20 protein-coding genes are annotated in these 19,535 nt (G+C 67.2%); 8 read left to right on the top strand and 12 right to left on the bottom strand.

Translation table 11 applies throughout. The features are described from left to right. Positions 1-25 precede the first annotated feature (25 nt). From glxR to gcl, 3 genes are all read right to left on the bottom strand, one after another. Positions 26-940, bottom strand: a complete 915-nt coding sequence (gene glxR, locus LRR16_RS13605) for a 2-hydroxy-3-oxopropionate reductase (RefSeq protein ID WP_149317512.1) — start codon at positions 938-940, stop codon at positions 26-28. A gap of 251 nt (positions 941-1,191) precedes the next feature. Next, positions 1,192-1,974, bottom strand: a complete 783-nt coding sequence (gene hyi, locus LRR16_RS13600; RefSeq protein ID WP_006578706.1) for a hydroxypyruvate isomerase — start codon at positions 1,972-1,974, stop codon at positions 1,192-1,194. Between the two features lie 94 nt (positions 1,975-2,068). After that, positions 2,069-3,859 carry a glyoxylate carboligase gene (gene gcl / locus LRR16_RS13595; RefSeq protein ID WP_232206244.1) on the bottom strand — a complete coding sequence of 597 codons (1,791 nt, stop codon included), beginning with the start codon at positions 3,857-3,859 and terminating at the stop codon, positions 2,069-2,071. Positions 3,860-4,115: 256 nt separating this feature from the next. Here gcl and LRR16_RS13590 point away from each other — a divergent pair, with 256 nt between their 5' ends. Both LRR16_RS13590 and LRR16_RS13585 read left to right on the top strand, forming a co-directional pair. After that, the gene (locus LRR16_RS13590; RefSeq protein WP_064574685.1) at positions 4,116-5,036 is read left to right on the top strand and encodes a LysR family transcriptional regulator; all 921 of its coding nucleotides are present in this window, start codon (positions 4,116-4,118) and stop codon (positions 5,034-5,036) included. A 34-nt stretch (positions 5,037-5,070) separates the two neighbouring features. Next, positions 5,071-5,442 (top strand): DUF2784 domain-containing protein, encoded by a 372-nt coding sequence (locus tag LRR16_RS13585; protein WP_232206243.1) that lies wholly within the window; start codon positions 5,071-5,073, stop codon positions 5,440-5,442. Positions 5,443-5,466: 24 nt separating this feature from the next. On the opposite strand, the gene LRR16_RS13580 is transcribed toward LRR16_RS13585, so the two are convergent. Continuing rightward, complete coding sequence (locus tag LRR16_RS13580) at positions 5,467-6,156, bottom strand: GntR family transcriptional regulator (protein ID WP_023265202.1); 690 nt, start codon at positions 6,154-6,156, stop codon at positions 5,467-5,469. Between the two features lie 42 nt (positions 6,157-6,198). Next, positions 6,199-7,647, bottom strand: coding sequence for a C4-dicarboxylate transporter DctA (locus LRR16_RS13575; RefSeq protein WP_232206242.1), 1,449 nt, complete (start codon positions 7,645-7,647; stop codon positions 6,199-6,201). Between the two features lie 471 nt (positions 7,648-8,118). Here LRR16_RS13575 and LRR16_RS13570 point away from each other — a divergent pair, with 471 nt between their 5' ends. Both LRR16_RS13570 and LRR16_RS13565 read left to right on the top strand, forming a co-directional pair. Further along, a complete protein-coding gene (locus LRR16_RS13570) occupies positions 8,119-9,384 on the top strand; it encodes an allantoate amidohydrolase (protein ID WP_232206241.1) in 1,266 nt (421 codons plus the stop codon). A 77-nt stretch (positions 9,385-9,461) separates the two neighbouring features. Beyond that, positions 9,462-10,730 carry a M20/M25/M40 family metallo-hydrolase gene (locus tag LRR16_RS13565; protein ID WP_174782274.1) on the top strand — a complete coding sequence of 423 codons (1,269 nt, stop codon included), beginning with the start codon at positions 9,462-9,464 and terminating at the stop codon, positions 10,728-10,730. A 277-nt stretch (positions 10,731-11,007) separates the two neighbouring features. Here the strand turns inward: LRR16_RS13565 and LRR16_RS13560 are convergent, their stop codons facing one another. From LRR16_RS13560 to LRR16_RS13550, 3 genes are all read right to left on the bottom strand, one after another. Further along, on the bottom strand, positions 11,008-11,976 hold the full coding sequence (locus LRR16_RS13560; RefSeq protein WP_232206240.1) for an ATP-binding protein: 969 nt from the start codon (positions 11,974-11,976) through the stop codon (positions 11,008-11,010). A gap of 30 nt (positions 11,977-12,006) precedes the next feature. Next, the gene (locus LRR16_RS13555; protein ID WP_232206239.1) at positions 12,007-12,471 is read right to left on the bottom strand and encodes a helix-turn-helix domain-containing protein; all 465 of its coding nucleotides are present in this window, start codon (positions 12,469-12,471) and stop codon (positions 12,007-12,009) included. Between the two features lie 173 nt (positions 12,472-12,644). Further along, entirely contained in the window at positions 12,645-13,232 is a 588-nt protein-coding gene (locus LRR16_RS13550) for a GNAT family N-acetyltransferase (RefSeq protein WP_006578828.1), read from the bottom strand. A 112-nt stretch (positions 13,233-13,344) separates the two neighbouring features. Here LRR16_RS13550 and arsC point away from each other — a divergent pair, with 112 nt between their 5' ends. Continuing rightward, entirely contained in the window at positions 13,345-13,704 is a 360-nt protein-coding gene (gene arsC, locus LRR16_RS13545) for an arsenate reductase (glutaredoxin) (protein ID WP_232206238.1), read from the top strand. 72 nt (positions 13,705-13,776) lie between these two features. Here arsC and LRR16_RS13540 read toward each other — a convergent pair whose 3' ends face one another. The 3 genes from LRR16_RS13540 to LRR16_RS13530 all read right to left on the bottom strand — a co-directional run bounded on the left by LRR16_RS13540 (position 13,777) and on the right by LRR16_RS13530 (position 15,519). Then, complete coding sequence (locus LRR16_RS13540) at positions 13,777-13,995, bottom strand: hypothetical protein (RefSeq protein WP_043437993.1); 219 nt, start codon at positions 13,993-13,995, stop codon at positions 13,777-13,779. 181 nt (positions 13,996-14,176) lie between these two features. Continuing rightward, a complete protein-coding gene (locus LRR16_RS13535; protein ID WP_232206237.1) occupies positions 14,177-14,854 on the bottom strand; it encodes an exonuclease in 678 nt (225 codons plus the stop codon). A gap of 14 nt (positions 14,855-14,868) precedes the next feature. Beyond that, positions 14,869-15,519 carry an MBL fold metallo-hydrolase gene (locus LRR16_RS13530; protein ID WP_232206236.1) on the bottom strand — a complete coding sequence of 217 codons (651 nt, stop codon included), beginning with the start codon at positions 15,517-15,519 and terminating at the stop codon, positions 14,869-14,871. A 300-nt stretch (positions 15,520-15,819) separates the two neighbouring features. On the opposite strand from LRR16_RS13530, the gene LRR16_RS13525 reads away from it, so the two are divergent. Then, positions 15,820-16,662 carry a septal ring lytic transglycosylase RlpA family protein gene (locus LRR16_RS13525; protein WP_232206235.1) on the top strand — a complete coding sequence of 281 codons (843 nt, stop codon included), beginning with the start codon at positions 15,820-15,822 and terminating at the stop codon, positions 16,660-16,662. Positions 16,663-16,873: 211 nt separating this feature from the next. On the opposite strand, the gene rsmI is transcribed toward LRR16_RS13525, so the two are convergent. Further along, positions 16,874-17,773, bottom strand: a complete 900-nt coding sequence (rsmI, locus tag LRR16_RS13520; RefSeq protein ID WP_232206234.1) for a 16S rRNA (cytidine(1402)-2'-O)-methyltransferase — start codon at positions 17,771-17,773, stop codon at positions 16,874-16,876. Positions 17,774-17,791: 18 nt separating this feature from the next. Between rsmI and LRR16_RS13515 the strand changes: the two genes are divergently transcribed. Next, positions 17,792-18,232, top strand: coding sequence for a YraN family protein (locus LRR16_RS13515; protein ID WP_232206233.1), 441 nt, complete (start codon positions 17,792-17,794; stop codon positions 18,230-18,232). Positions 18,233-18,403: 171 nt separating this feature from the next. Continuing rightward, positions 18,404-19,291 (top strand): BON domain-containing protein, encoded by an 888-nt coding sequence (locus tag LRR16_RS13510; RefSeq protein WP_370646806.1) that lies wholly within the window; start codon positions 18,404-18,406, stop codon positions 19,289-19,291. The last annotated feature ends 244 nt before the right edge of the window (positions 19,292-19,535 follow it).

The following is a 19,535-nucleotide window of genomic DNA, read 5'->3' as shown; positions in this document are numbered from 1 at the left end:
GCCGGTAGCGCCCGCGGCCGGCGGCTTACTTCGCGATCGTATGGTTCGACATCAGCTCGATCGCGCGGCACAGCGCCGAGTGATCCTGCTTGCCGAAGCCATTGGCGGCGCAGGTGTTGAACAGCTCCTGCGCAGTCGCGGTGTTGGGCAGTGCCACGCCCAGCGCCTTGGCGCCCTGCAGCGCCAGGTTCAGGTCCTTCTGGTGCAGCTCGATGCGGAAGCCCGGATCGAAGGTGCGCTTGACCATGCGCTCGCCGTGCACTTCGAGGATGCGCGACGAGGCGAAGCCGCCCATCAGCGCCTGACGCACCTTGGCCGGATCGGCGCCGGCCTTCGAGGCGAACAGCAGCGCCTCGGCGACGGCCTGGATGTTCAGCGCGACGATGATCTGGTTGGCCACCTTGGTGGTCTGGCCATCGCCATTGCCGCCGACCAGCGTGATGTTCTTGCCCATCAGCTCGAACAGCGGCTTGACCTCCTCGAAGGCCTCGGCCGGGCCGCCGACCATGATGGTCAGCGTGGCCGCCTTCGCGCCCACTTCGCCGCCCGACACCGGCGCGTCGAGGTACGCCGCGCCCAGCTTGTTGATGCGCGCCGCGAAGTCCTTGGTGGCGATCGGCGAGATCGAGCTCATGTCGACCACGATCTTGCTGTGCGAGGCCTCCTTGCCGGCCGCCTTCAGCGCGGCGGCCACGCCCTTCTCGCTGAACAGCACGCTTTCCACGTGCGGGGTGTCGGGCACCATGATGATCACGATGTCGGCGCGCTTGGCGACCTCCTCGGCGCTGGTGCAGACCGTGACGCCAGCGTCGACCAGCGCCTGCGGCGCGGGATTGACGTCATGGACGAACAGCGTGTGGCCGGCCGCGCGCAGGTGGCCGGCCATCGGCGCACCCATGATGCCCAGGCCGATGAAGCCGACGTTGCGTTGGTTTGCCATGGTGAGTCTCCTTGGATTTGGTGATGGAAGAAATCGGATCCGATTGTTGGGGCAGTGCTTGGACCGTCCGCTCGCAGGGGGCTTCTCCCCTCTCCCGCAACGCGGGAGAGGGGCCGGGGGAGAGGGAAGGGGCGGTGGTCAATCGACCGCGATTGCTATTGCGAATGCCCTTGCCCTCTCCCCCACCCCTCTCCCGCGAGGGCGAGAGGGGAGCCCTACGGCCTGCCGTGGAGGTTCGTACCAGCCCCCACTTACTGCACGCCGAACTGCGCGCGCCAGCCCAGTCCCGCCTCGGTAGTCGTGCGCGGCTTGTATTCGCAGCCGACCCAGCCGGTGTAGCCGATCTGGTCGAGCCAGCCGAACAGGAAGCCGTAGTTCAGCTCGCCGGTGCCCGGCTCGTTGCGGCCCGGGTTGTCGGCCAGCTGCACATGCTTGATGCGCGGCAGGTTGGCCTTCAGCGTCGCGGCGATCTCGCCTTCCATCCGCTGCATGTGATAGATGTCGTACTGCACGTACAGATTGGGCTCGCCGACCTGGTCGATCAGATCGAGCGCCTGCTGCGTGCGCGACAGGAAGAAGCCCGGGATGTCGAAGGTATTGATCGGCTCGATCAGCAGGTCGATCTTCTCGGCGGCCAGCTTGCGGGCGGCAAAGCGCAGGTTCTCGACCAGCGTCTCCTGCGCCTGCTCGCGCCTGACGTTCTGCGGCAGGATGCCGACCAGGCAGTTCAGCTGCTGCACGCCCAGCGCCCTGGCGTACTGGATCGCGTCGCCGACGCCGTCCTGGAATTCGCCGACGCGATCCGGATGGCAGGCGATGCCGCGCTCGCCCGCTTCCCACTTGCCTGCCGGCAGGTTGTGCAGCACCAGGTCGAGCTGGAAGCGGTTGAGCCGATCGGCGATCTGATCGGCATGGAAGGCATAGGGGAACAGGAACTCGACGCCGCGAAAGCCCGCGCGCGCGGCGGCTTCGAAGCGGTCGAGGAAACCGACCTCGTTGAACAGCATGGTCAGGTTGGCAGCCAGTTTCGGCATGGGTGTCTCCAACAGTCTGGGTGGTGATGTCGTTACGGCCCAAGGGCGGCGGACGGCACGCCGATGAATCGGCCCGCGTCCGCCTGCGCGCGCGTCAGGCCGTTTCCGCTTCTTCCGTCAGGATCGCCGTGTCGGCTTCCTCGTCGACGCGATCGTCGATCGGCTCGAACTCGTTGATGTTGTCGATCTCGGTACCCATCGCGATATTGGTCACGCGCTCCAGGATCACCTCGACCACCACCGGCACCGAGAACTCGGCCATCAGGTCGCGCGCCTCGGCGAAGGCCGGGGCGATGTCCTCGGGTTTGAACACGCGGATCGCCTTGCAGCCCAGGCCTTCCACCACCTTGACGTGGTCGACGCCATAGCCGTCGAGCTCCGGCGCGTTGATGTTGTCGAAGGCCAGCTGCACGCAGTAGTCCATCTCGAAATTGCGCTGCGCCTGGCGGATCAGGCCGAGGTAGGAGTTGTTGACCAGCACGTGGATGTACGGCACCTTGAACTGCGCCGCCACCGCCAGCTCCTCGATCATGAACTGGAAGTCGTAGTCGCCGGAGATCGCCACCACGTCCGATTCGGGCGAGGCGACCTTGACGCCGATCGCGGCCGGAATGGTCCAGCCCAGCGGGCCCGCCTGGCCGCAGTTGATCCAGTGGCGCGGCTGGTTGACCGACAGGAACTGCGCCGCGGCGATCTGCGACAGGCCGATCGTGCTGACGTAGCGCACGTCGCGCGGGAAGTACTGGTTCATCTCGCGATAGACGCGCTGCGGCTTGACCGGAACGTTGTCGAAATCGCTCTTGCGATGCATCGTGCGGCGGCGCTTCTGCACCTCGGCGACCCAGGCCTTGCGGCACGGCAGCCGGCCTGCCTGCTTCATTTCACGGGCGACCTCGACGAACTGCTGCAGCGCCAGCTTCGCATCGGAGACGATGCCCAGGTCCGGACCGAACACGCGGCCGATCTGCGTCGGCTCGATATCGACGTGCACGAACTTGCGGCCCTTGGTGTAGACGTCGACGCTGCCGGTATGGCGGTTGGCCCAGCGGTTGCCGATGCCCATCACGAAGTCGGACGCCAGCAGGTTCGCGTTGCCGTAGCGGTGCGAGGTCTGCAGCCCGACCATGCCGGCCTGCAGCGGATGATCGTCGGCCAGCACGCCCCAGCCCATCAGCGTCGGCACCACCGGCACGTTGACCAGCTCGGCGAACTCGACCAGCAGGTCCGCCGCATCGGCGTTGATCACGCCGCCGCCGCAGACGATCAGCGGCCTGGCGGAGGCGTTCAGCATCGCGATCGCCTTCTCGATCTGCACGCGCGACGCGGCCGGCTTGTACGGCTGCAGCGGCTGGTAGGTTTCCGGATCGAACTCGATCTCGGCGACCTGCACGTCGAACGGCAGATCGATCAGCACCGGACCCGGACGGCCCGAACGCATCAGGTGGAACGCCTGCTGGAAGACCTGCGGCACCAGCGCCGGCTCGCGCACGGTCACGGCCCACTTGGTCACCGGCTTGGCGATCGATTCGATATCGACGGCCTGGAAGTCCTCCTTGTACAGGCGGGCGCGCGGGGCCTGGCCGGTGATGCAGAGGATGGGAATCGAGTCGGCCCAGGCCGAATACAGCCCGGTGATCATGTCGGTGCCGGCCGGGCCCGAGGTGCCGATGCAGACGCCGATATTGCCGGCCTCGGCGCGCGTATAGCCCTCGGCCATGTGCGAGGCGCCCTCGACGTGGCGCGCCAGGTAGTGGTCGATCGAGCCGGTCTTGCGCATCGCCGAATAGAACGGGTTGATAGCGGCGCCCGGTACGCCGAACGCCACGGTGATGCCTTCCTTTTCCAGCACGGCCACCGCCGCGTCCACTGCTCTCATCTTCGGCATGTCTGTCTCCAATGGTGATGAATTTCCGTTGGAGTCGATCCTATTACCGCCTTGGCGCTGCGATAAAGGGAAGAGAGATCAGTTGATTCCATACCTGAGGTTTGGAATGATGTCGTCTGGCGCGTGCGCCGGCGCACCGTCCGCGTTGATTGGCGTTCATCGGCGTCATGCGTTCCGGCGCATTGCCGGCATAGCGCGCGGCGGATGCCGGCGCATCGCGGCGCGGCGCACAATCGGGCGCGGGAGGAGACAAAGAGTGGACAAACTCAAACAGATCGAAGCCTTCATCTCGGTGGTGGAGCAGGGCAGCATGGCGGCCGCCGCGCTGACCCAGGGCGTCACGCCGGTGATGATCGGCCGGCGCATCAACGCGCTCGAGGCGCGCATCGGGGTCAAATTGCTGCACCGCTCCACGCGCCGCATCGTCGTGACGGAGCAGGGCGCCGCCTTCATGGAGCAGTGCAAGAAGGCGCTGGCGGACCTGGACCGCGCCGAGATGCTGATCGCCGAGGGCCGCCACAAGGCCACCGGCCATTTGATTGTCTCGGCCCCGGCGGCGTTCGGCCGCAAGCACGTGGCCCCGCACGCGCCGGCCTTCCTCGCCAGCAATCCCGAGGTGCAGATCTCGTTCAACCTGACCGACCGTGTCGTCGATCTGGTGCGCGAGGGCTACGATGTCGGCATCCGCATCGGCGGCGCGATCGACCCGAACTTCGTCGCGATCAAGCTGGCGACCAACAAGCGCGTGGTGTGCGGCACGCCGGCCTACTTCGCGAAGCACGGCGTGCCGCGTACGCTGGATGACCTGGCGCAGCACAACTGCCTGGCGTTCAACCTGCAGGGCGGACAGCAGCGCGGCTGGTACTTCCGCCACAACGGCAAGGCCGTCAGCGTGCGCGTGACCGGCAATCTCGACTGCAACGATGGCGAGTTGCTGCACCGCTGGACCTGCGAAGGCCTGGGGCTGGGCTGGCGCTCGACGTGGGAGATCCTGCCGCAGCTGGAGAGCGGAGAGCTGATCACGGTGCTCGACGAATACGCGCTGCCCGACTACGACATCCTGGCGGTGTACCCGCAGCAGCGACCCGTACCCGCGAAGATCCGCTTCTTCATCGAGCATCTGAAGACCGAGTTCAACCGCCCGGGCTACTGGACCGCGCGCGCTGGCGGCGCGTAAGCATCCGGGGCGCCGGCTTCGAAGGGGAGGGCCGATGGCTGCCTGGCTGGCCGATGCCGTGGTGGTGCTGCACCTGCTGTTCGTCGCCTTTGTCGTCGCGGGCGGCGTGCTGCTGTGGCGCTGGCCCCGGGTCGCGTGGCTGCATCTGCCGGCCGCGCTGTGGGGCGCCACCGTCGAATGGACCGGCTGGATCTGCCCGCTGACGCCGCTGGAAAATCGGTTGCGGCATGCCGCCGGCGAGCAGGGCTATGCCGGCGGCTTCGTCGAGCAATATCTGCTGCCGCTGCTGTACCCGCAGGCGCTGACGCGCGAGACGCAGCTGTGGCTGGGCGCGCTGGTGGTGGGGATCAATGTCGCGGTGTACGCGCTGTGGTGGTGGTCGCGGCGGTGCCGGCCCCGGCTTTGACGCAATGCACGGGCGACGAGGACGTCAGGCCAGCAGCGCCGTCACCAGGTCCTTGCCGGCCGGCGCCGGGACCTCGTCGAAGTGCAGCGCGCCTTCGACATGGCTTAGGTGGCCGACCATCAGTTCGACCGCGCGCTCGGCGTCGCCGGCGCGCGCCGCTTCGATGAATTCGCGGTGCTCGTCCGACGAGCAAGCCGCATCGCGGCGCGACTGATACAGCATCGTGATCACCGCGCTGCGCATCGACAGCTCGTGCAGCATCTCGGTCAGCACCTTGTTGCCGACCACCTCGGCCAGCAGGATATGGAAGTCGCTGAGCAGGCGGGTGCGGGTCTGGGCGTCGTTGCCGGCCAGCGCCTTCTTCTCCGCGGCCAGATGCTTGTCGATGCGTTTGTAGTCGGCGGCGGTGGCGCGCGCGACGAACTCGCGGGCCAGCGCGGCCTCGAGGATGCGCCGCACGGCGAAGACCTCGCGGGCCTCCTCGGCGCTGGGCTTGGCGACGAACGCGCCCTTGTCGGGCACGATCTGGATCACCTTGTCCTTGGACAGCATCAGCAGCGCCGCGCGCACCTTGGTACGGCTGACCCGGTAGACCGCCGCCAGAGCCTCCTCGCGCAGCTTGGTGCCGGGCGGCAGGCGGTGCGAAACGATCGCCGCGACGATGTCGTCGGCAATCGCTTCGGCGGTCATGGCAGGGTCGATATGCTCGGGCATGGGGCGCAGCGCGGGCGGCGCGCTTGGGGGAAATGCCGAATTCTATCGTCCCGTGGCTTTACCCGGCACCGGCGCATACCCGGGGGCCTGGCTACCTTCCACGCCGTCCAGGCCGTCGAGCACCGGCGCGCTGAGCCCTTCGTCCAGTTCGGCCGCCGGGATCTGGCCGTTCAGCACGGCATGCGCGCGTTCGCGGTCGATGTCCTTTTCCCAGGACGCCACCACCACGGTCGCGACGCAGTTGCCGATCAGGTTGCCCAGCGCGCGGGCGATGCCGATGAACCAGTCGACCGACAGCACCAGCACCAGGCCGATCGCCGGGATTGCCGGATGCGCGGACAGCGTCGCGGCCAGGATCACGATGGCGGAACCGGGGATGCCGTGCGCGCCCTTAGAGGTCACCAGCGCGACGGCCAGGATGCCGAGCAGGTCGGCCATCGACAGCGCCGTGTTGGTCGCCTGCGCGATGAACACCGCCGCCAGCGTCAGATAGATCGAGAAGGCGTCGAGGTTGAACGAATAGCCGGTCGGGATCACCAGGCCGACCACCGACTTGCGGATGCCCATGAACTCGAGCTTGCGCATGACCTGCGGCAGCACGCTGTCCGACGAGGCCGTACCGAGCACCACCAGCAGTTCGGCGCGCAGGTACTTGATCAGCTTGAACACCGAGAAGCCCGACATCCGCATCACGGTGCCCAGCACCACGGCGACGAACACGACGACCGCGCCGTAGAACAGCACCACCAGGAAGCCGAGCTGCTTGAGCGAGCCGATGCCATACTTGCCGACGGTGAAGGCCACCGCGCCCAGCACGCCGAGCGGCGCCAGCTTGATGATGAAGCCCATCATCTTGAACAGCGTCTGCGAGAAGGTGTCGATCAGCCTGACCAGCGGCCGGCCCGGCTCGCCGATCAGCGACAGCGCGCAGCCGAACAGCACCGAGACCAGCAGCACCTGCAGTACGTCGCCCGACGAGAAGGCGCCGATCATGGTCGACGGAATCAGCTTGAGCAGGAAGTCGACGGTGCCGCCGCTGGCCACCTTGGCTGCGTTGTCGACATAGGCGCTCATCGCCGAGGCGTCCAGCGAAGCCGGGTTGACGTTCATGCCGGCGCCGGGCTGGAACACGTAGGCCAGCAGGATGCCGAGCGCCAGCGCGATGGTGGTGACGATCTCGAAGTAGACCACCGCCTTGACGCCGACGCGGCCGACCTTCTTCAGCTCGCCGGCGCCGCAGATGCCGGCGACGACCACGCAGAACACGATCGGCGCGATCAGCATCTTGATCAGCTTGATGAACGCGTCGCCGAGCGGCTTGAGCTTGGCGGCGAACTCGGGGAAGGCCAGGCCGAGCACCGTGCCGAGCACCAGCGCGATCAGCACCTGGCCGAACAGCGAGCGCGTGAATCGGTGGATCGGATGGCGGGGGGAGGAATTCGGGGTAGGCGTGTGCGGCCGGCCGGCGCCGGGCAGGGCGGGTTGCTGCATGACTTGTCTCCAGACGGGCGAGTCCGTGTCGGTGTGACGGCTCGCCCTGTTCGATTCAGGACTGCCACCGGCGCCGCTTGTCGGCGACGGTGTCTCGGGTCCGGCACACCTCCCCGGGACGGGGCATGGGCTCGCGTGGAAGGCCCCCCTGTTGGGGCGGAATTCACGCCGACGACTGTCTGGACCGGATTGTCCGCAGCGCTTTGTCGGAACCTGGACCGGAATATAGTGCATATCTTTTTTGTATGCAATTTTTGAATTCACTGTGCTAACATGGTTCGCATCGATGCTCCCGGGGCGCGCCTTTGCGCCGGGAAACAGCGCACCACACAAGCACAACAGCCCCCGCGCCAGGCGGGCAGCCCAACAGGCTCGCCAAGCCACGAGCGAGCGCGCTACAGTCATCGCATCCCCGTCCGGGGCCCGGGTGCCGGCCGACAGCCGGCACGATCCGTTCAGCAGGAGACACGCATGGCAGCATCCACAACGCCCTCCTCGGTGTCCGGCACCGAAGTCGGCGCGCGCATCATGGCCTTGGCCGACGCCCTTGCCGTTCACACCGAGCAGCCCGGCATGCTGACTCGCACCTATCTGACCGACGCACACCATGGCGCCGCCGCCCAGCTGGCGGCGTGGATGGAAGCGGCCGGCATGACGGTGCGCCGCGACGCCGCCGGCAACGTGATCGGACGCTATGAAGGCACCGAGCCGGACGCGCCAGCGCTGCTGACGGGGTCGCATTTCGACACCGTGCGCGACGCCGGCCGTTACGACGGCAATCTGGGCGTGATCCTGCCGATCGCCTGCGTCGCCGAATGGCATCGCCAGGGCAAGCGCTTTCCGTTCCCGATCGAAGTGGTTGGCTTCGCGGAGGAAGAGGGCGTGCGCTTCAAGGCCACGCTGCTCGGCAGCCGCGCGATCGCCGGCACCTTCGATCAGAACGTGCTGGACAACGTCGACGACAGCGGCAAGACCATGCGCGACGTGATGCGCGCGGCCGGCTTCGATCCAGCTGGCCTGCCGGCCGCGGCCCATTCGCCTGACAAGGTGCTGGCCTTCGTCGAAGTGCATATCGAGCAGGGGCCGGTGCTGCTGAACGAGAACTTGCCGGTGGGCGTGGTGACCGCGATTTCCGGCGCGACCCGCTTCATCGTCGAACTCGACGGCCTGGCCGGCCACGCAGGCACCGTGCCGATGGACATGCGGCGGGACGCCGCGATGGCCGGCGCCGAGATCGGCCTGTTCATCGAGCGCCGCTGCAGCGGCTCGCCGGGCCTGGTCGGCACCGTCGGCCAGTTCAACGTGCCCAACGGCGCCGCCAACGTCGTGCCGGGCCGTGCGGTGTTCTCGATCGATATCCGCGCCGGCGAGGACGCGGTGCGCCAGGCCGCCGTCGCGGACGTGCTGGCCGAGATCGAACGCATCTGCGCGCGCCGCAAGGTCCGCGCGCAGGTTCGCAAGACGCACGAGGCCGCCAGCGTGCCGTGCGCGCCGTGGCTGCAGCAGCAGTGGGCGGCGGCGATCGAGCGCCAGGGCGCGCCGGTCCGCCTGCTGCCGTCGGGCGCCGGCCACGACGCGATGGCCATCGCCGCGATCGCCGACGTGGCGATGCTGTTCGTGCGCTGCGGCAACGGCGGCATCAGCCACCATCCGACCGAGACCATGACGGTCGAGGACGCCGCGCTCGCCGCGCGCGTGTTCAGCGATTTCGTCGAACACTTCAGCGCCCGTCCTTGACTTCGGCCCTTGCCGGCCGCCCTGATTCCGAACACATTCCCGCGCCGAGCGCGCCCACAAACGACAAGCGAAGAGCCATGACCGCACGAGACAACATGAATCCCACGCAAACCACGCTGACCAACTTCATCGACGCGCATCGTCCCGCGCAGGAGGCCTTCCTTGCCGAGCTGGTCAAGGTGCCCTCGGACAACCCGCCGGGAGATTGCGACGCCCACGGGGCGCGCGCGCGGCAGCTGCTCGAAGGCCTGGGCTTCCAGGTCGAGGCGCACAAGGTGCCCGACGAACTGGTCAAGGCCGCCGGCATGATCAGCGCCACCAACCTGATCGTGCGCAAGACCTTCGGCAATGGCGGCCCGACCATCGCGATGAACGCGCACGGCGACGTGGTGCCGCCGGGGCTGGGCTGGACGAAGGACCCGTACGGCGGCGAGATCGCCGACAGCGAACACGGCCCGGTGATGTACGGCCGCGGCGTGGCGGTGTCGAAGTCGGACTTCGCCACCTACACCTATGCGGTGCTGGCGCTGATGGAAGCGGAGAAGCAGGGCGCCAAGCTGAACGGCACCGTCGAGCTGCAATTCACCTACGACGAGGAAACCGGCGGCGACATCGGCCCGAAGTTCCTGCTGGACCAGGGCCTGACCAAGCCGGACTACGCGATCTCGGCCGGCTTCTCGTACGGCATCACGTCGGCCCATAACGGCTGCCTGCACGTCGAGGTCACCGTCAAGGGCAAGCAGGGCCATGCCGCGATGCCGCATACCGGCGTCGATGCGATCGAGGCCGCGACGCACATCCTGCAGGCCGTCTACGGCCTGCGCGCCGAACTGGCGACGCGCAAGTCCAAGGTGCCGGGCATCGACACCGCGACGCTGAACGTCGGCCTGATCAAGGGCGGCATCAACACCAACGTGGTGCCCGACCTGGTGACGTTCCGTATCGACCGCCGGATGATCCCGGAAGAGATCGGCTTCGACGCGGAAGGCGAGATCCGCGCGGTGGTCGAGAAGGCCGCCAAGGACCGCCCGGGCATCGAGGTCAAGGTCGAGCGCATCATCCTGGCCGAGCCGCTGTCCGAACTGCCGGGCGTGGAGAAGCTGATCGGCGCCCTGAAGAGCCGCGCCGAGGAAGTGTTCGGCGTCGACATCCCGGTGCACGGCGTGCCGCTGTACACCGACGCCCGCCACTACACCAGCCGCGGCATCCCGACCGTGCTGTACGGCGCCGGCCCCCGCACGCTGATGGAAGCCCGCGGCCACAACTCCGACGAAAACCTGCGGCTGAACGACCTGAACCGGGCCACCAAGGTGGTGGCGCTGGCGTTGTCGGATTTGATGAGCTGATCGAGTTCATCCGCCGAGTAGCGATGTAGCGCGCTACCGAGCGTATGAATTGGCGACTGCACCCCAATGTTGGCCGCGCTCCAACATTGGGGTGTTTTTCTGTGGCATCCCGCGGCCGCCGGCAATCGTCCACCGCGGGCGCCTGGTAGGCCGGTGAAGTCTTGCGTCAAATGACCATCAAATGACGATGGCAGACCTATGTCATTGATTTTTATAGGAAACATAACGCAGCGGCGCGGCCGGGATGCCCTGGGGTCAAGCAGCGATCAAATTAGCGTTACGCCCAGAAAGGCACATATTTCATGTACTTGCGCCCTGCAGACTCGTCGTGGGCGCGGATCATTCCCGCTTCGACGGCTTCCTTGATGAGCCGCGACGCCACTGCGCTGTTGTGTGTTTCGATAGCGAAGCGCTCGCGCAGCGACGCGTTTGTCATCGAATCTCTCTGTACATATCGAAGGCAGGCATGCAGATAGCACGCCCGTATCCGATCGTTCCGATCCATTTTCGACAGGTTCCGATGGGCAAAGAGCGTAGCCCGTGTGTGGTCGGACACGATCGCAAACTCCGGCGCCGGCAACTGGTACACCTCCGATTGATGGACGACCTTATCCACGCCACTGCCCCGTTCCTCGCAAATGCCGAAGCGGCGCATCATGGACGCGAGCCTCTCGTTTCTCGAGCGCGGGGGGGTATCCAGAAAGCGTTGGACATCGACTAGCGGCGTACCGGGATTGGTGATCTCAATTCGATCGCGAAAGATCTCCACCATCGGGCCAGCACCGCCGACCGCGAAGTCCTGGTGAATCAATGCATTGACAAGCAGTTCCCGGATGGCCAGTGCTGGATACATCGGCACATCTTTTCGCAGCGCGCTACCGATGACTTCCTTGCCGGGCAGCAGGGCGCCGATATAGCCGATCAGCGCCTGGAAACCGGCCGCATAGCCTTTCTCGCCAATCTGCTCGCGCAACGTGGCGATACGGTCATTGTCCCGATACGCGACGACTCGTACGGCCTTGCGTCGCAGACTGTGAAAGTCATCGATTCGTCTGGCAAACAGGACACCACCCAAGTGAGTGATATCCCATCGACCATTGTTGCGTCGGATCAGATCCTCCGCTCTCAAGCGCTCCAGAATCGAAGCTCGACCATCCGGTAGCGGTGTACCGGTCAGTTCGAAATAAATCGGATAGTCGAGCAGGGTAAGGACGTCTTCGTCGGTCGCACCGGCATGCGCGACCATGACTTCGAAGTGGGTATCGTCGAAGATGCGTCAGAGCGCGCGCTCTTTCTCCGGGAAGTCCCTGAGCTTCTTCTTTATCGAACCGATCCTGATGTACTCGTTATGCCGAAACTGAACGGGATGGCGATACGCGCGACCGATTTCAAGGAGGACGACTCGCTTTCCGTCGATTTCGGTCTCCAGAAATCGAAACGAGATTTTGGGATTGAGTAACCGAAGCAACCAGCTCTCGAGCTCTTCGTTTCCTACCTTTGCTTCCCGAGGGGCAAAGTCGGTACCGACGATGCAGTGAGTCTCGTTGTCAACGCCCCAAATGAGATAGGCGTGCGGTTTGTTCGCGAGCGCAGCAGAGTTGGACAACGCGGACAAGTACTCGCCGATCTGTTCCGCATCCGCACGGTTGCGCTTGAATTCAAGCCATTCTGTTTCGACCGGCAAGGAGCAAAGCTCGCGAACAAGCGCAATGAAATTGTCTGAGTGGTACGGTGGATTCATGACGACGCCAGGGAAGGAGGCTGCTTGGGGCCGGACCGGTCGGTCGCCGCAGCGTATCGAGCGATACTCCCCCTTGCTGTCGTGAATCGACGAATTCTGATGCCTTGCGTCAGGACGACAAGAAACATGCCGACCATGGCGGCGGCAATGCCGACCAGGAACCGCGGGCCGGGCTAACGGCCGGAAACTTGGCCATCCGGCAACGCCGTCGCACCCGGCCCCAACGCCCTCTGCATCAGCGCCGTATCGATCCACTGTCCATGCTTGAACCCGACCGCCTCCAGGCGGCCGGCCATGCGGAAGCCCATGCGTTCGTGCAGCGCGATCGAGCCGTTGCCTTCGCCGCCGGCCGGGCAGGCGATCACGGCGACCATCTGGCGCCAGGGACCGTTCTCGCAGCGGGCCAGCAATGCGGCGAGCAGGACCGCGCCGATGCCGCGGCCGCGGTGGCGCTCGTCCAGGTAGATCGAGTCCTCGATGGTGTGGCGGTAGGCGCTGCGCGTGCGATAGCTCGACGCGTAGGCGTAGCCCGCGATCACCGGGCGGCCGTCGATCTGCAGCTCGGCCACCAGATAGGGCAGCCCCTTGGACAGCACGGCGGCGCGGCGTTCGCGCATTTCATCGAGCGTCGGCGGGACTTCCTCGAACGAGGCTCGGCCGTGCAGCACGTGGTGGGTGTAGATCGCATGGATCGCCGGGAGATCGTCGTCAGCGGCATCGCGCACGGTCGGCGCGGCAAGGGTGGCCTGGTTCGTGGTCATGGCGTCTGCAGTGGTACGGAAGGGAACGCGCGGCGTACCGGTTCGCCGGCGCTGCTTGTATAGTCCGTCGTGTTCGAAGATGACAACGTTTGTGTTTCGAGGTGACGGACCGATGATCAAGATTTACCACAATCCGCGCTGTTCCAAGTCGCGCGACACGCTGGCGCTGGTGCACCAGGCCGCCGAACGCCTGGGCGAACCGGTCGAGGTGGTCGAGTATCTGAAGACGCCGCCGACGCTGGCCACGCTCAAGCAACTGCAGGCGCTGCTCGACGTGCCGGTGCGGCAGATGGTGCGCGACAACGAGGCGATCTACGCCGAGCTCGACCTGGCCGATCCGGGGCTTAGCGATACCGAGGTGCTGCAGGCCGTCGCCGATCATCCGATCCTGCTGCAGCGGCCCATCGTGGTGCGCGGCCAGCGCGCGGCGATCGGCCGGCCGCCCGAGAGCGTCGCCGCGCTGCTTTCCTGAGCCCCAAATAGAAACCGGCCTCCGCGTGGAGGCCGGCCCGGTGCTGGAGGCGCGGTAGCTTCAGGCGGGTCGTTATTGGACACCCAGCCAGTGCATGGCCTCCTGACCGAAAGCGATGGCCGCCAGGACGATCAGCAGCAGGACCAGCGCCACGGTGCTGACGTAGACCGTGGCCTTGGCGATGTCCGCTTCATCGTCGGCGGGGTGGGAGTGGGCGACACTGCGCGCGTGCGGTGGCCGGTGCAGCCGTTCGGCCAGATGCCGCCAGTGAAGATCGGGATGGAAACGCATGATCGACACCTCCTCGACAGGAACGCGCGTCAGGCGGTCTTGACCAAAGCGGCGGACCGCCATGCATGGCGAGGCCGCCGCAGTTGCGCACGGCGCGGCGTCGGAACGGCCATGCACGCTTTTACTATAGGCGATGGCGGCATGGCGGGCGCCGCGGCGTGGCGCGGACGCGACCTAAGGGTCAACCCTGCTGTGCGAGGTCGTCGGGCGGCGCGGAGGTGTCGCCGGGTTCGGCGGGTTCGGCGGGGGGCTGCGGGGCGATCGCGGCGAGGGCCGCTTCGCGCTCGCGCAAGGCGGCCAGCATGTTGCAGAACATTGCGCCCTGCTCGAGCGCATCGTCCAGCGCGACATGCGTATGCGGCAGTGGGTCCTTCCACGCGTCCGGCAGCGCGGCCTTGACGGTGCGGCGGTAGCGCAGGCCCGTCAGCGAGAAACCCAGTGTCTTGATGTCGAGCGCGGCCCAGCCGAACGGCGAACGGCCGGCGAAGCGCATCATGTACCAGAACATCCAGGTGAAATCGAAGCCGGCGGGAAAGGCCACGAACACCGGCTTTCCGGGCAGGCTCTCGACCCATTCGACGTAGCGCACCAGCGCCTGCTCGGGCGGCTGCAGGTCGCGCCGGCACGCGGCCCATGCCTCGGGCTCGGTCTCCCACCATTTCATCTGCACCGGATGGCCGACCGCGCCCGGCAGCGTTTCCAGATTGGCCGAGAAAGTGCCGAGCACGGTCTTGTCGGCCAGCATCGCCACCGAGGCGAACGACAGCATCGAATGCGGACCCGGGATCGGACCGTCGGCCTCGACGTCGGTGCTGACGTAGATTTCGGGGCGGGTGTCGGGAGCCTGTTGCCTGGCCATGGTCGGATGCGCTGTTAACCCACGTTGATCAGATGATCGGCGACGAAGGGGTTGTCGCGCCGCTCGTCGCCGAAGGTCGAGACCGGTCCGTGGCCGGGCACGAAGGTCACGTCGTCACCCAGCGGCCACAGGTTGGTACGGATCGAGCGGATCAGGTCGGCGTGGTTGCCGCGCGGGAAATCGGTGCGGCCGATCGATCCGGCGAACAACACGTCGCCGACGATCGCCACGCGGTGCGGCCGGGAGAAGAACACGACATGGCCGGGCGTATGGCCGGGGCAATGGTAGACCTCGAGCGTTTCTTCGCCGAACTGCACCGTATCGCCCTGATCCAGCCAGCGATCGGGCTCGAACGCCTCGGCGTGGCCGAAGCCGAAGCGCTGGGTCTGCTCGGGCAGCTGGTCGATCCAGAACTGCTCGTCGCGATGCGGTCCCTCGATCGGCACGCCGAACTCGCGCGACAGCGCGGCGGCGCCGGCGCAGTGGTCCAGATGGCCGTGCGTCAGGAAGATCTTCTCCAGCGTCACGTCCTGTTCCTTCAGCGCGGCGTGGATCCGGTCCAGATCGCCGCCGGGATCGCAGACCGCGGCGCGCCCGGTGCGCTCGTCGATCAGCAGGGAGCAATTCTGTTGGAACGGCGTGACGGGGATCAGCAGGACTTTCATCGTGAAGGGGTTTGGACGAGCGCGCGGCAGCCGCGGCGAGTGGGTTCGATTCGACGTTCCGGCCGATGTGCCGGCCTGTGTCGTCGCATTGTAGCGTCGGCCTTTGGTAGACACCGTCCGGCACAAGATATGTGACGAGTCATCCTTTTTCGTTGTATCGCTGTCAACGGCAGGGATAGTCCCGAGAATCGCCGCAATCCGTTGTCAGTTCGTGGATTGCGAGCAATTGCACGCCGTAGCCAGACAATTCGTAACAAAATCACTGTAAATCGCGCGGACGACCGATGTTAGACTCGCGCGATGCTTTGGCCGACCCACCCCCTGACCCATGCACGCCGCGCGCTCCGCTACGGCTTTCACGCCGTCTGCGCGTTGACGCTGGCCGCCTGTGCGGTGTCGCCGAATAACGATCCCGATGGCGCCGCCGCCGACCAGAATGCGGCGCCGACGGCTGCCTCGCCCGCCGCGAAACAGGCGCAGGCACGCAAGTCCCGAGTCCCGAACCAGGACAATCGCGCCGCCGCCGGCAACGAGACGTCAAGCGCCCCGAATACCGAAACGCCGGCCCCGACCGGCTCGTGGCGCCTGTTCAGCTGGGGCGATGACGACAGCAGCGACAGCGAGTCCGCGTCGCGCGGTACGCCGCGCGGCTCGTCGCTGGAAGGCCTGCGCGCGGATATCGGCACCTTCGAGCAGCGCGGCACGGCCTCGTGGTACGGCAAGCAATTCCATGGCCGCAAGACCGCCAACGGCGAGCGCTTCGACATGGGCGCGATGACGGCCGCGCACCCGTCGCTGCCGCTGGACAGCTGGGTGCTGGTCCGCAACCTGCGCAACGACAAGGTGGCGGTGCTGCGCATCAATGACCGCGGCCCCTATCACGGCAACCGCGTGCTCGACGTGTCGTATCGCGCGGCCAAGCGGCTCGGCTTTGTCGACCGCGGGCACACCCAGGTCGAAATCCGCCGGCTGTCGCGCACCGAACTGGCCGCGCTCGGACCGTTGCGCGAGCCCGGCATGGACGATGGCGCCACCGACGGCGGTGGCGACGGCGTCGACGACGACACCGTGGCCAGGACCGTCAAGCCGAAGCGCGTGGTGCTGAAGACCCGCAAGACGGCCAGCAAGGCGAATGCTCGCTGAGGCCGGTACCCCTTTCCTCGCCTCCTTCCTCGCGCACCGGCGCGGCTCCGGCTGCGTCGTCGCCGCCGACCCGGCGACCCGCGGTATCGGTGTTTGCCTCGGTCACCACGTTGGTCTCTTCGCCGGTTCCACCCGGCACCTTTACCGGAGCGCCTGAGCGGCGCGGACCACGATGCCGGCGCGCATGGCTCCGCCTCGCATCTCTCCGGCCTTATTCCTGCTCGCGGCTCGCCAGCGCCAACTGATAGAGCGCCGCGGTATCGGCCCCCGTAATCGCGGCGGCCAGCTTGGCGGCGCGCTTCGCCGGCAATTCCTCCAGCAGCAGCCCCAGTACCCGCTGTGCGTTCGCGTCCAGCGCCGCCTCCCCTTTGGCCGGCGCGCCGGCCCCCTCGATCACCAGCACGAATTCGCCCTTGCCCCGGCCCGGATCGGCGGCCAGCCAGGCCGGCGCGTCGGCGACCGTCATCGTCTCGGCCTGCTCGAACAGCTTGGTCAGTTCGCGGCCGATCAACAGCCTGCGCGTTGGCGGCAGTTGCTGCGCGAGCGCGGCCAGCGTGTCGGCAATGCGGTGCGGCGCTTCGTAGATGACCCAGGCATGTTCCAGCGTCGCCAGCGCGGCGATGGCCCCGGTGCGCGCCTTGGCCTTGCTGGGCAGGAAGCCGGCAAAGGTGAAGCGGCCCGCGCCGGTGTCGAGCATGTCGCCGGCGACCGACAGCGCGGTCACCGCGGCACTCGGTCCGGGCAGCGGCACCACGCGATGGCCGGCCGCGCGCACCGCCTCCACCAGCCGTGCGCCCGGGTCCGAAATGCCGGGCGTGCCGGCATCGGAGACATAGGCGATGCGCTCGCCGGCCGCGAGCCGCTCGGCCACGCGCGCGCCGGCCTCGCGCTCGTTGTGCTCGTGCACCGCCAGCAAGGGGCGCTGCAAGCCCAGGCGCGACAGCAGCTGGCCGGTATTGCGGGTGTCCTCGCAGGCGATCGCGTCGGCCAGGCCGAGCACGTGCAGCGCCCGCAGCGTCAGGTCGGCGAGATTGCCGATCGGCGTGGCGACGACGTACAACGTGCCGGTGGGATAGGACTGGCCGGTTGCCAGCGAGATCCAGTCAGTCATGCTTGAGAACTTCCGTTGATGCGCACATTCAAATCCACGGCACGCGACCCGGCACGACGCTCGGCGGCAGGTTCGGCGGCAGGTTCCGAGCCAGGGACGAAGGACACGTCGAAAGCGCGCGGCGAACGCGCCGAAGCGCGGGCGCTGGCCTATCTGCAGGGCCAGGGTCTGGCGCTGGTGGTGCGCAATTATCGCTGCAAAGGCGGCGAGCTGGACCTGGTGATGCGCGCGCCCGACGGCACGCTGGTCTTCGTCGAGGTCCGTTCGCGCAGCAGCGACGCGTTTGGCGGCGCGCTGGCCAGCATCACGGTGACCAAGCGCCAGCGCATCCTGCAGGCCGCCAATCACTATCTGGCGACGCTGGACCACGCGCCGCGCTGCCGGCTCGATGTGGTCGCGATCGGACCGCGCCGGCTCGAATGGCTGCGCGACGCGTTCGGCGCGGGCGAGTCGGAATGACCGGGCAGCGCTTCGTCGCCGGACGTTTGCATCGCACGGTGGCCGCCGCCGGCAGGCTGTCCGTCATAATGCGCGTTGCGGCGCACGGCCGACCGGGCATGCCCGGGCGCGGCGCAGGCCGCCGTGCCGGCTGCCGATCCTCTTTCGCATTACCGCTACAGCAAGGAACGCATGAAGACTTCGCTTTTTTCGCGCGACGCGCTCGCTGAATCGACGCCGGGCCGTGCCCAGCCCGTCCGCGGCGCCAGCCGGCTGGCCGCCGTCGCCCGCGCCGCCGCCACCGCCACGCTGATGCTGACGGCCGCCACGCAGTTGAGCGGCTGCTTTCCGGTGATCGCCGGTGCCATGGGCGCCGGCGTGATGAGCGCCACCGACCGCCGGCCCACGTCGATCCAGGCGGTCGACCGCGGCCTGCAGCTCGAGATCGAAAACACGCTGGCGACGCGCTACAGCGGCGCGGCGCGCGTCAATGTCACGGTGTTCAACAAGAAGGTGCTGCTGACCGGCGAGGTCAAGGACACCAATCTGCGCCAGCAGATCGAGCAGTACGTGCGGGGCCTGCCGAATGCCCGCGAGGTCATCAACGAGCTGGAAGTGGTGTCGTCGCCGTCGTTCGCGGCGCAAAGCCAGGACGCCTTCGTGACCAGCAAGGTCAAGACGATGCTGATGACCGCCGAGGGCGTGCCGTCGAATTCCACCAAGGTCACCACCGAACGCGGCGTGGTCTATCTGATGGGCCTGGTGACCCGCCCCGAGGGCGATCGCGCCACCGAGACGGCGCGCAATGTCGGCGGCGTCAGCAAGGTGGTCAAGGTATTCGACTACATCGACGAAACCGAGCGCGCCCGCCTCGACGCGGCCGCCTCGTCGCAGAACGCGGCGCCGGGCGAACCGGTCGGCGGCACCCCGGCACCGGTGCAGACCACGCCGGGCACCGCGGCGCCGGCCAACTCGGCCCCCGCCCCCGTCGGCGCCGATCTGTCGTCGCCGGTTACCGCGCCGACGACTTCGCCCGTCCCTGGCCCGGTCGGCCTGCCTCCGGGCCGCAATCTGCCCTGATTCTGTCCCGATTCTGTCCTGACCCTGCCTGACCGCACAGGCGCGCCGGCGATCCGTCAAACCGGCCCGGCGCGCCTGGCCCGCTCCCTCCACCGTCCGACTCCCTCCCGCCCCGCCTCCGGCTGACCTACGCTGGTGTTGCGGCGACCCAATGGCGTTCGCCGTCCGACCATCTGCGAAAACCGCAGTACGCCCGCGCGGGCCGATGTGATAGGGTTGCCCTGCCTTGCGCGTCACTCACGCG

The sequence above is a fragment of the Cupriavidus sp. UGS-1 genome (assembly GCF_021213615.1).
GTDB lineage: Bacteria > Pseudomonadota > Gammaproteobacteria > Burkholderiales > Burkholderiaceae > Cupriavidus.
This window is presented reverse-complemented; position numbering and strand designations above follow the sequence as displayed.

Coding starts and splice junctions, on each gene's coding strand:
- hyi (WP_006578706.1), bottom strand. CDS start 1,974: ATGCCGAAACTGGCTGCCAACCTGACCATGCTGTTCAACGAGGTCGGT.
- LRR16_RS13555 (WP_232206239.1), bottom strand. CDS start 12,471: ATGAATCCACCGTACCACTCAGACAATTTCATTGCGCTTGTTCGCGAG.
- arsC (WP_232206238.1), top strand. CDS start 13,345: ATGATCAAGATTTACCACAATCCGCGCTGTTCCAAGTCGCGCGACACG.
- LRR16_RS13580 (WP_023265202.1), bottom strand. CDS start 6,156: ATGCCCGAGCATATCGACCCTGCCATGACCGCCGAAGCGATTGCCGAC.
- LRR16_RS13550 (WP_006578828.1), bottom strand. CDS start 13,232: ATGACCACGAACCAGGCCACCCTTGCCGCGCCGACCGTGCGCGATGCC.
- LRR16_RS13525 (WP_232206235.1), top strand. CDS start 15,820: ATGCTTTGGCCGACCCACCCCCTGACCCATGCACGCCGCGCGCTCCGC.
- LRR16_RS13575 (WP_232206242.1), bottom strand. CDS start 7,647: ATGCAGCAACCCGCCCTGCCCGGCGCCGGCCGGCCGCACACGCCTACC.
- LRR16_RS13535 (WP_232206237.1), bottom strand. CDS start 14,854: ATGGCCAGGCAACAGGCTCCCGACACCCGCCCCGAAATCTACGTCAGC.
- LRR16_RS13585 (WP_232206243.1), top strand. CDS start 5,071: ATGGCTGCCTGGCTGGCCGATGCCGTGGTGGTGCTGCACCTGCTGTTC.
- LRR16_RS13515 (WP_232206233.1), top strand. CDS start 17,792: ATGCGCACATTCAAATCCACGGCACGCGACCCGGCACGACGCTCGGCG.
- LRR16_RS13540 (WP_043437993.1), bottom strand. CDS start 13,995: ATGCGTTTCCATCCCGATCTTCACTGGCGGCATCTGGCCGAACGGCTG.
- LRR16_RS13570 (WP_232206241.1), top strand. CDS start 8,119: ATGGCAGCATCCACAACGCCCTCCTCGGTGTCCGGCACCGAAGTCGGC.
- LRR16_RS13530 (WP_232206236.1), bottom strand. CDS start 15,519: ATGAAAGTCCTGCTGATCCCCGTCACGCCGTTCCAACAGAATTGCTCC.
- LRR16_RS13510 (WP_370646806.1), top strand. CDS start 18,404: ATGAAGACTTCGCTTTTTTCGCGCGACGCGCTCGCTGAATCGACGCCG.
- rsmI (WP_232206234.1), bottom strand. CDS start 17,773: ATGACTGACTGGATCTCGCTGGCAACCGGCCAGTCCTATCCCACCGGC.
- LRR16_RS13560 (WP_232206240.1), bottom strand. CDS start 11,976: ATGGTCGCGCATGCCGGTGCGACCGACGAAGACGTCCTTACCCTGCTC.
- glxR (WP_149317512.1), bottom strand. CDS start 940: ATGGCAAACCAACGCAACGTCGGCTTCATCGGCCTGGGCATCATGGGT.
- gcl (WP_232206244.1), bottom strand. CDS start 3,859: ATGCCGAAGATGAGAGCAGTGGACGCGGCGGTGGCCGTGCTGGAAAAG.
- LRR16_RS13565 (WP_174782274.1), top strand. CDS start 9,462: ATGACCGCACGAGACAACATGAATCCCACGCAAACCACGCTGACCAAC.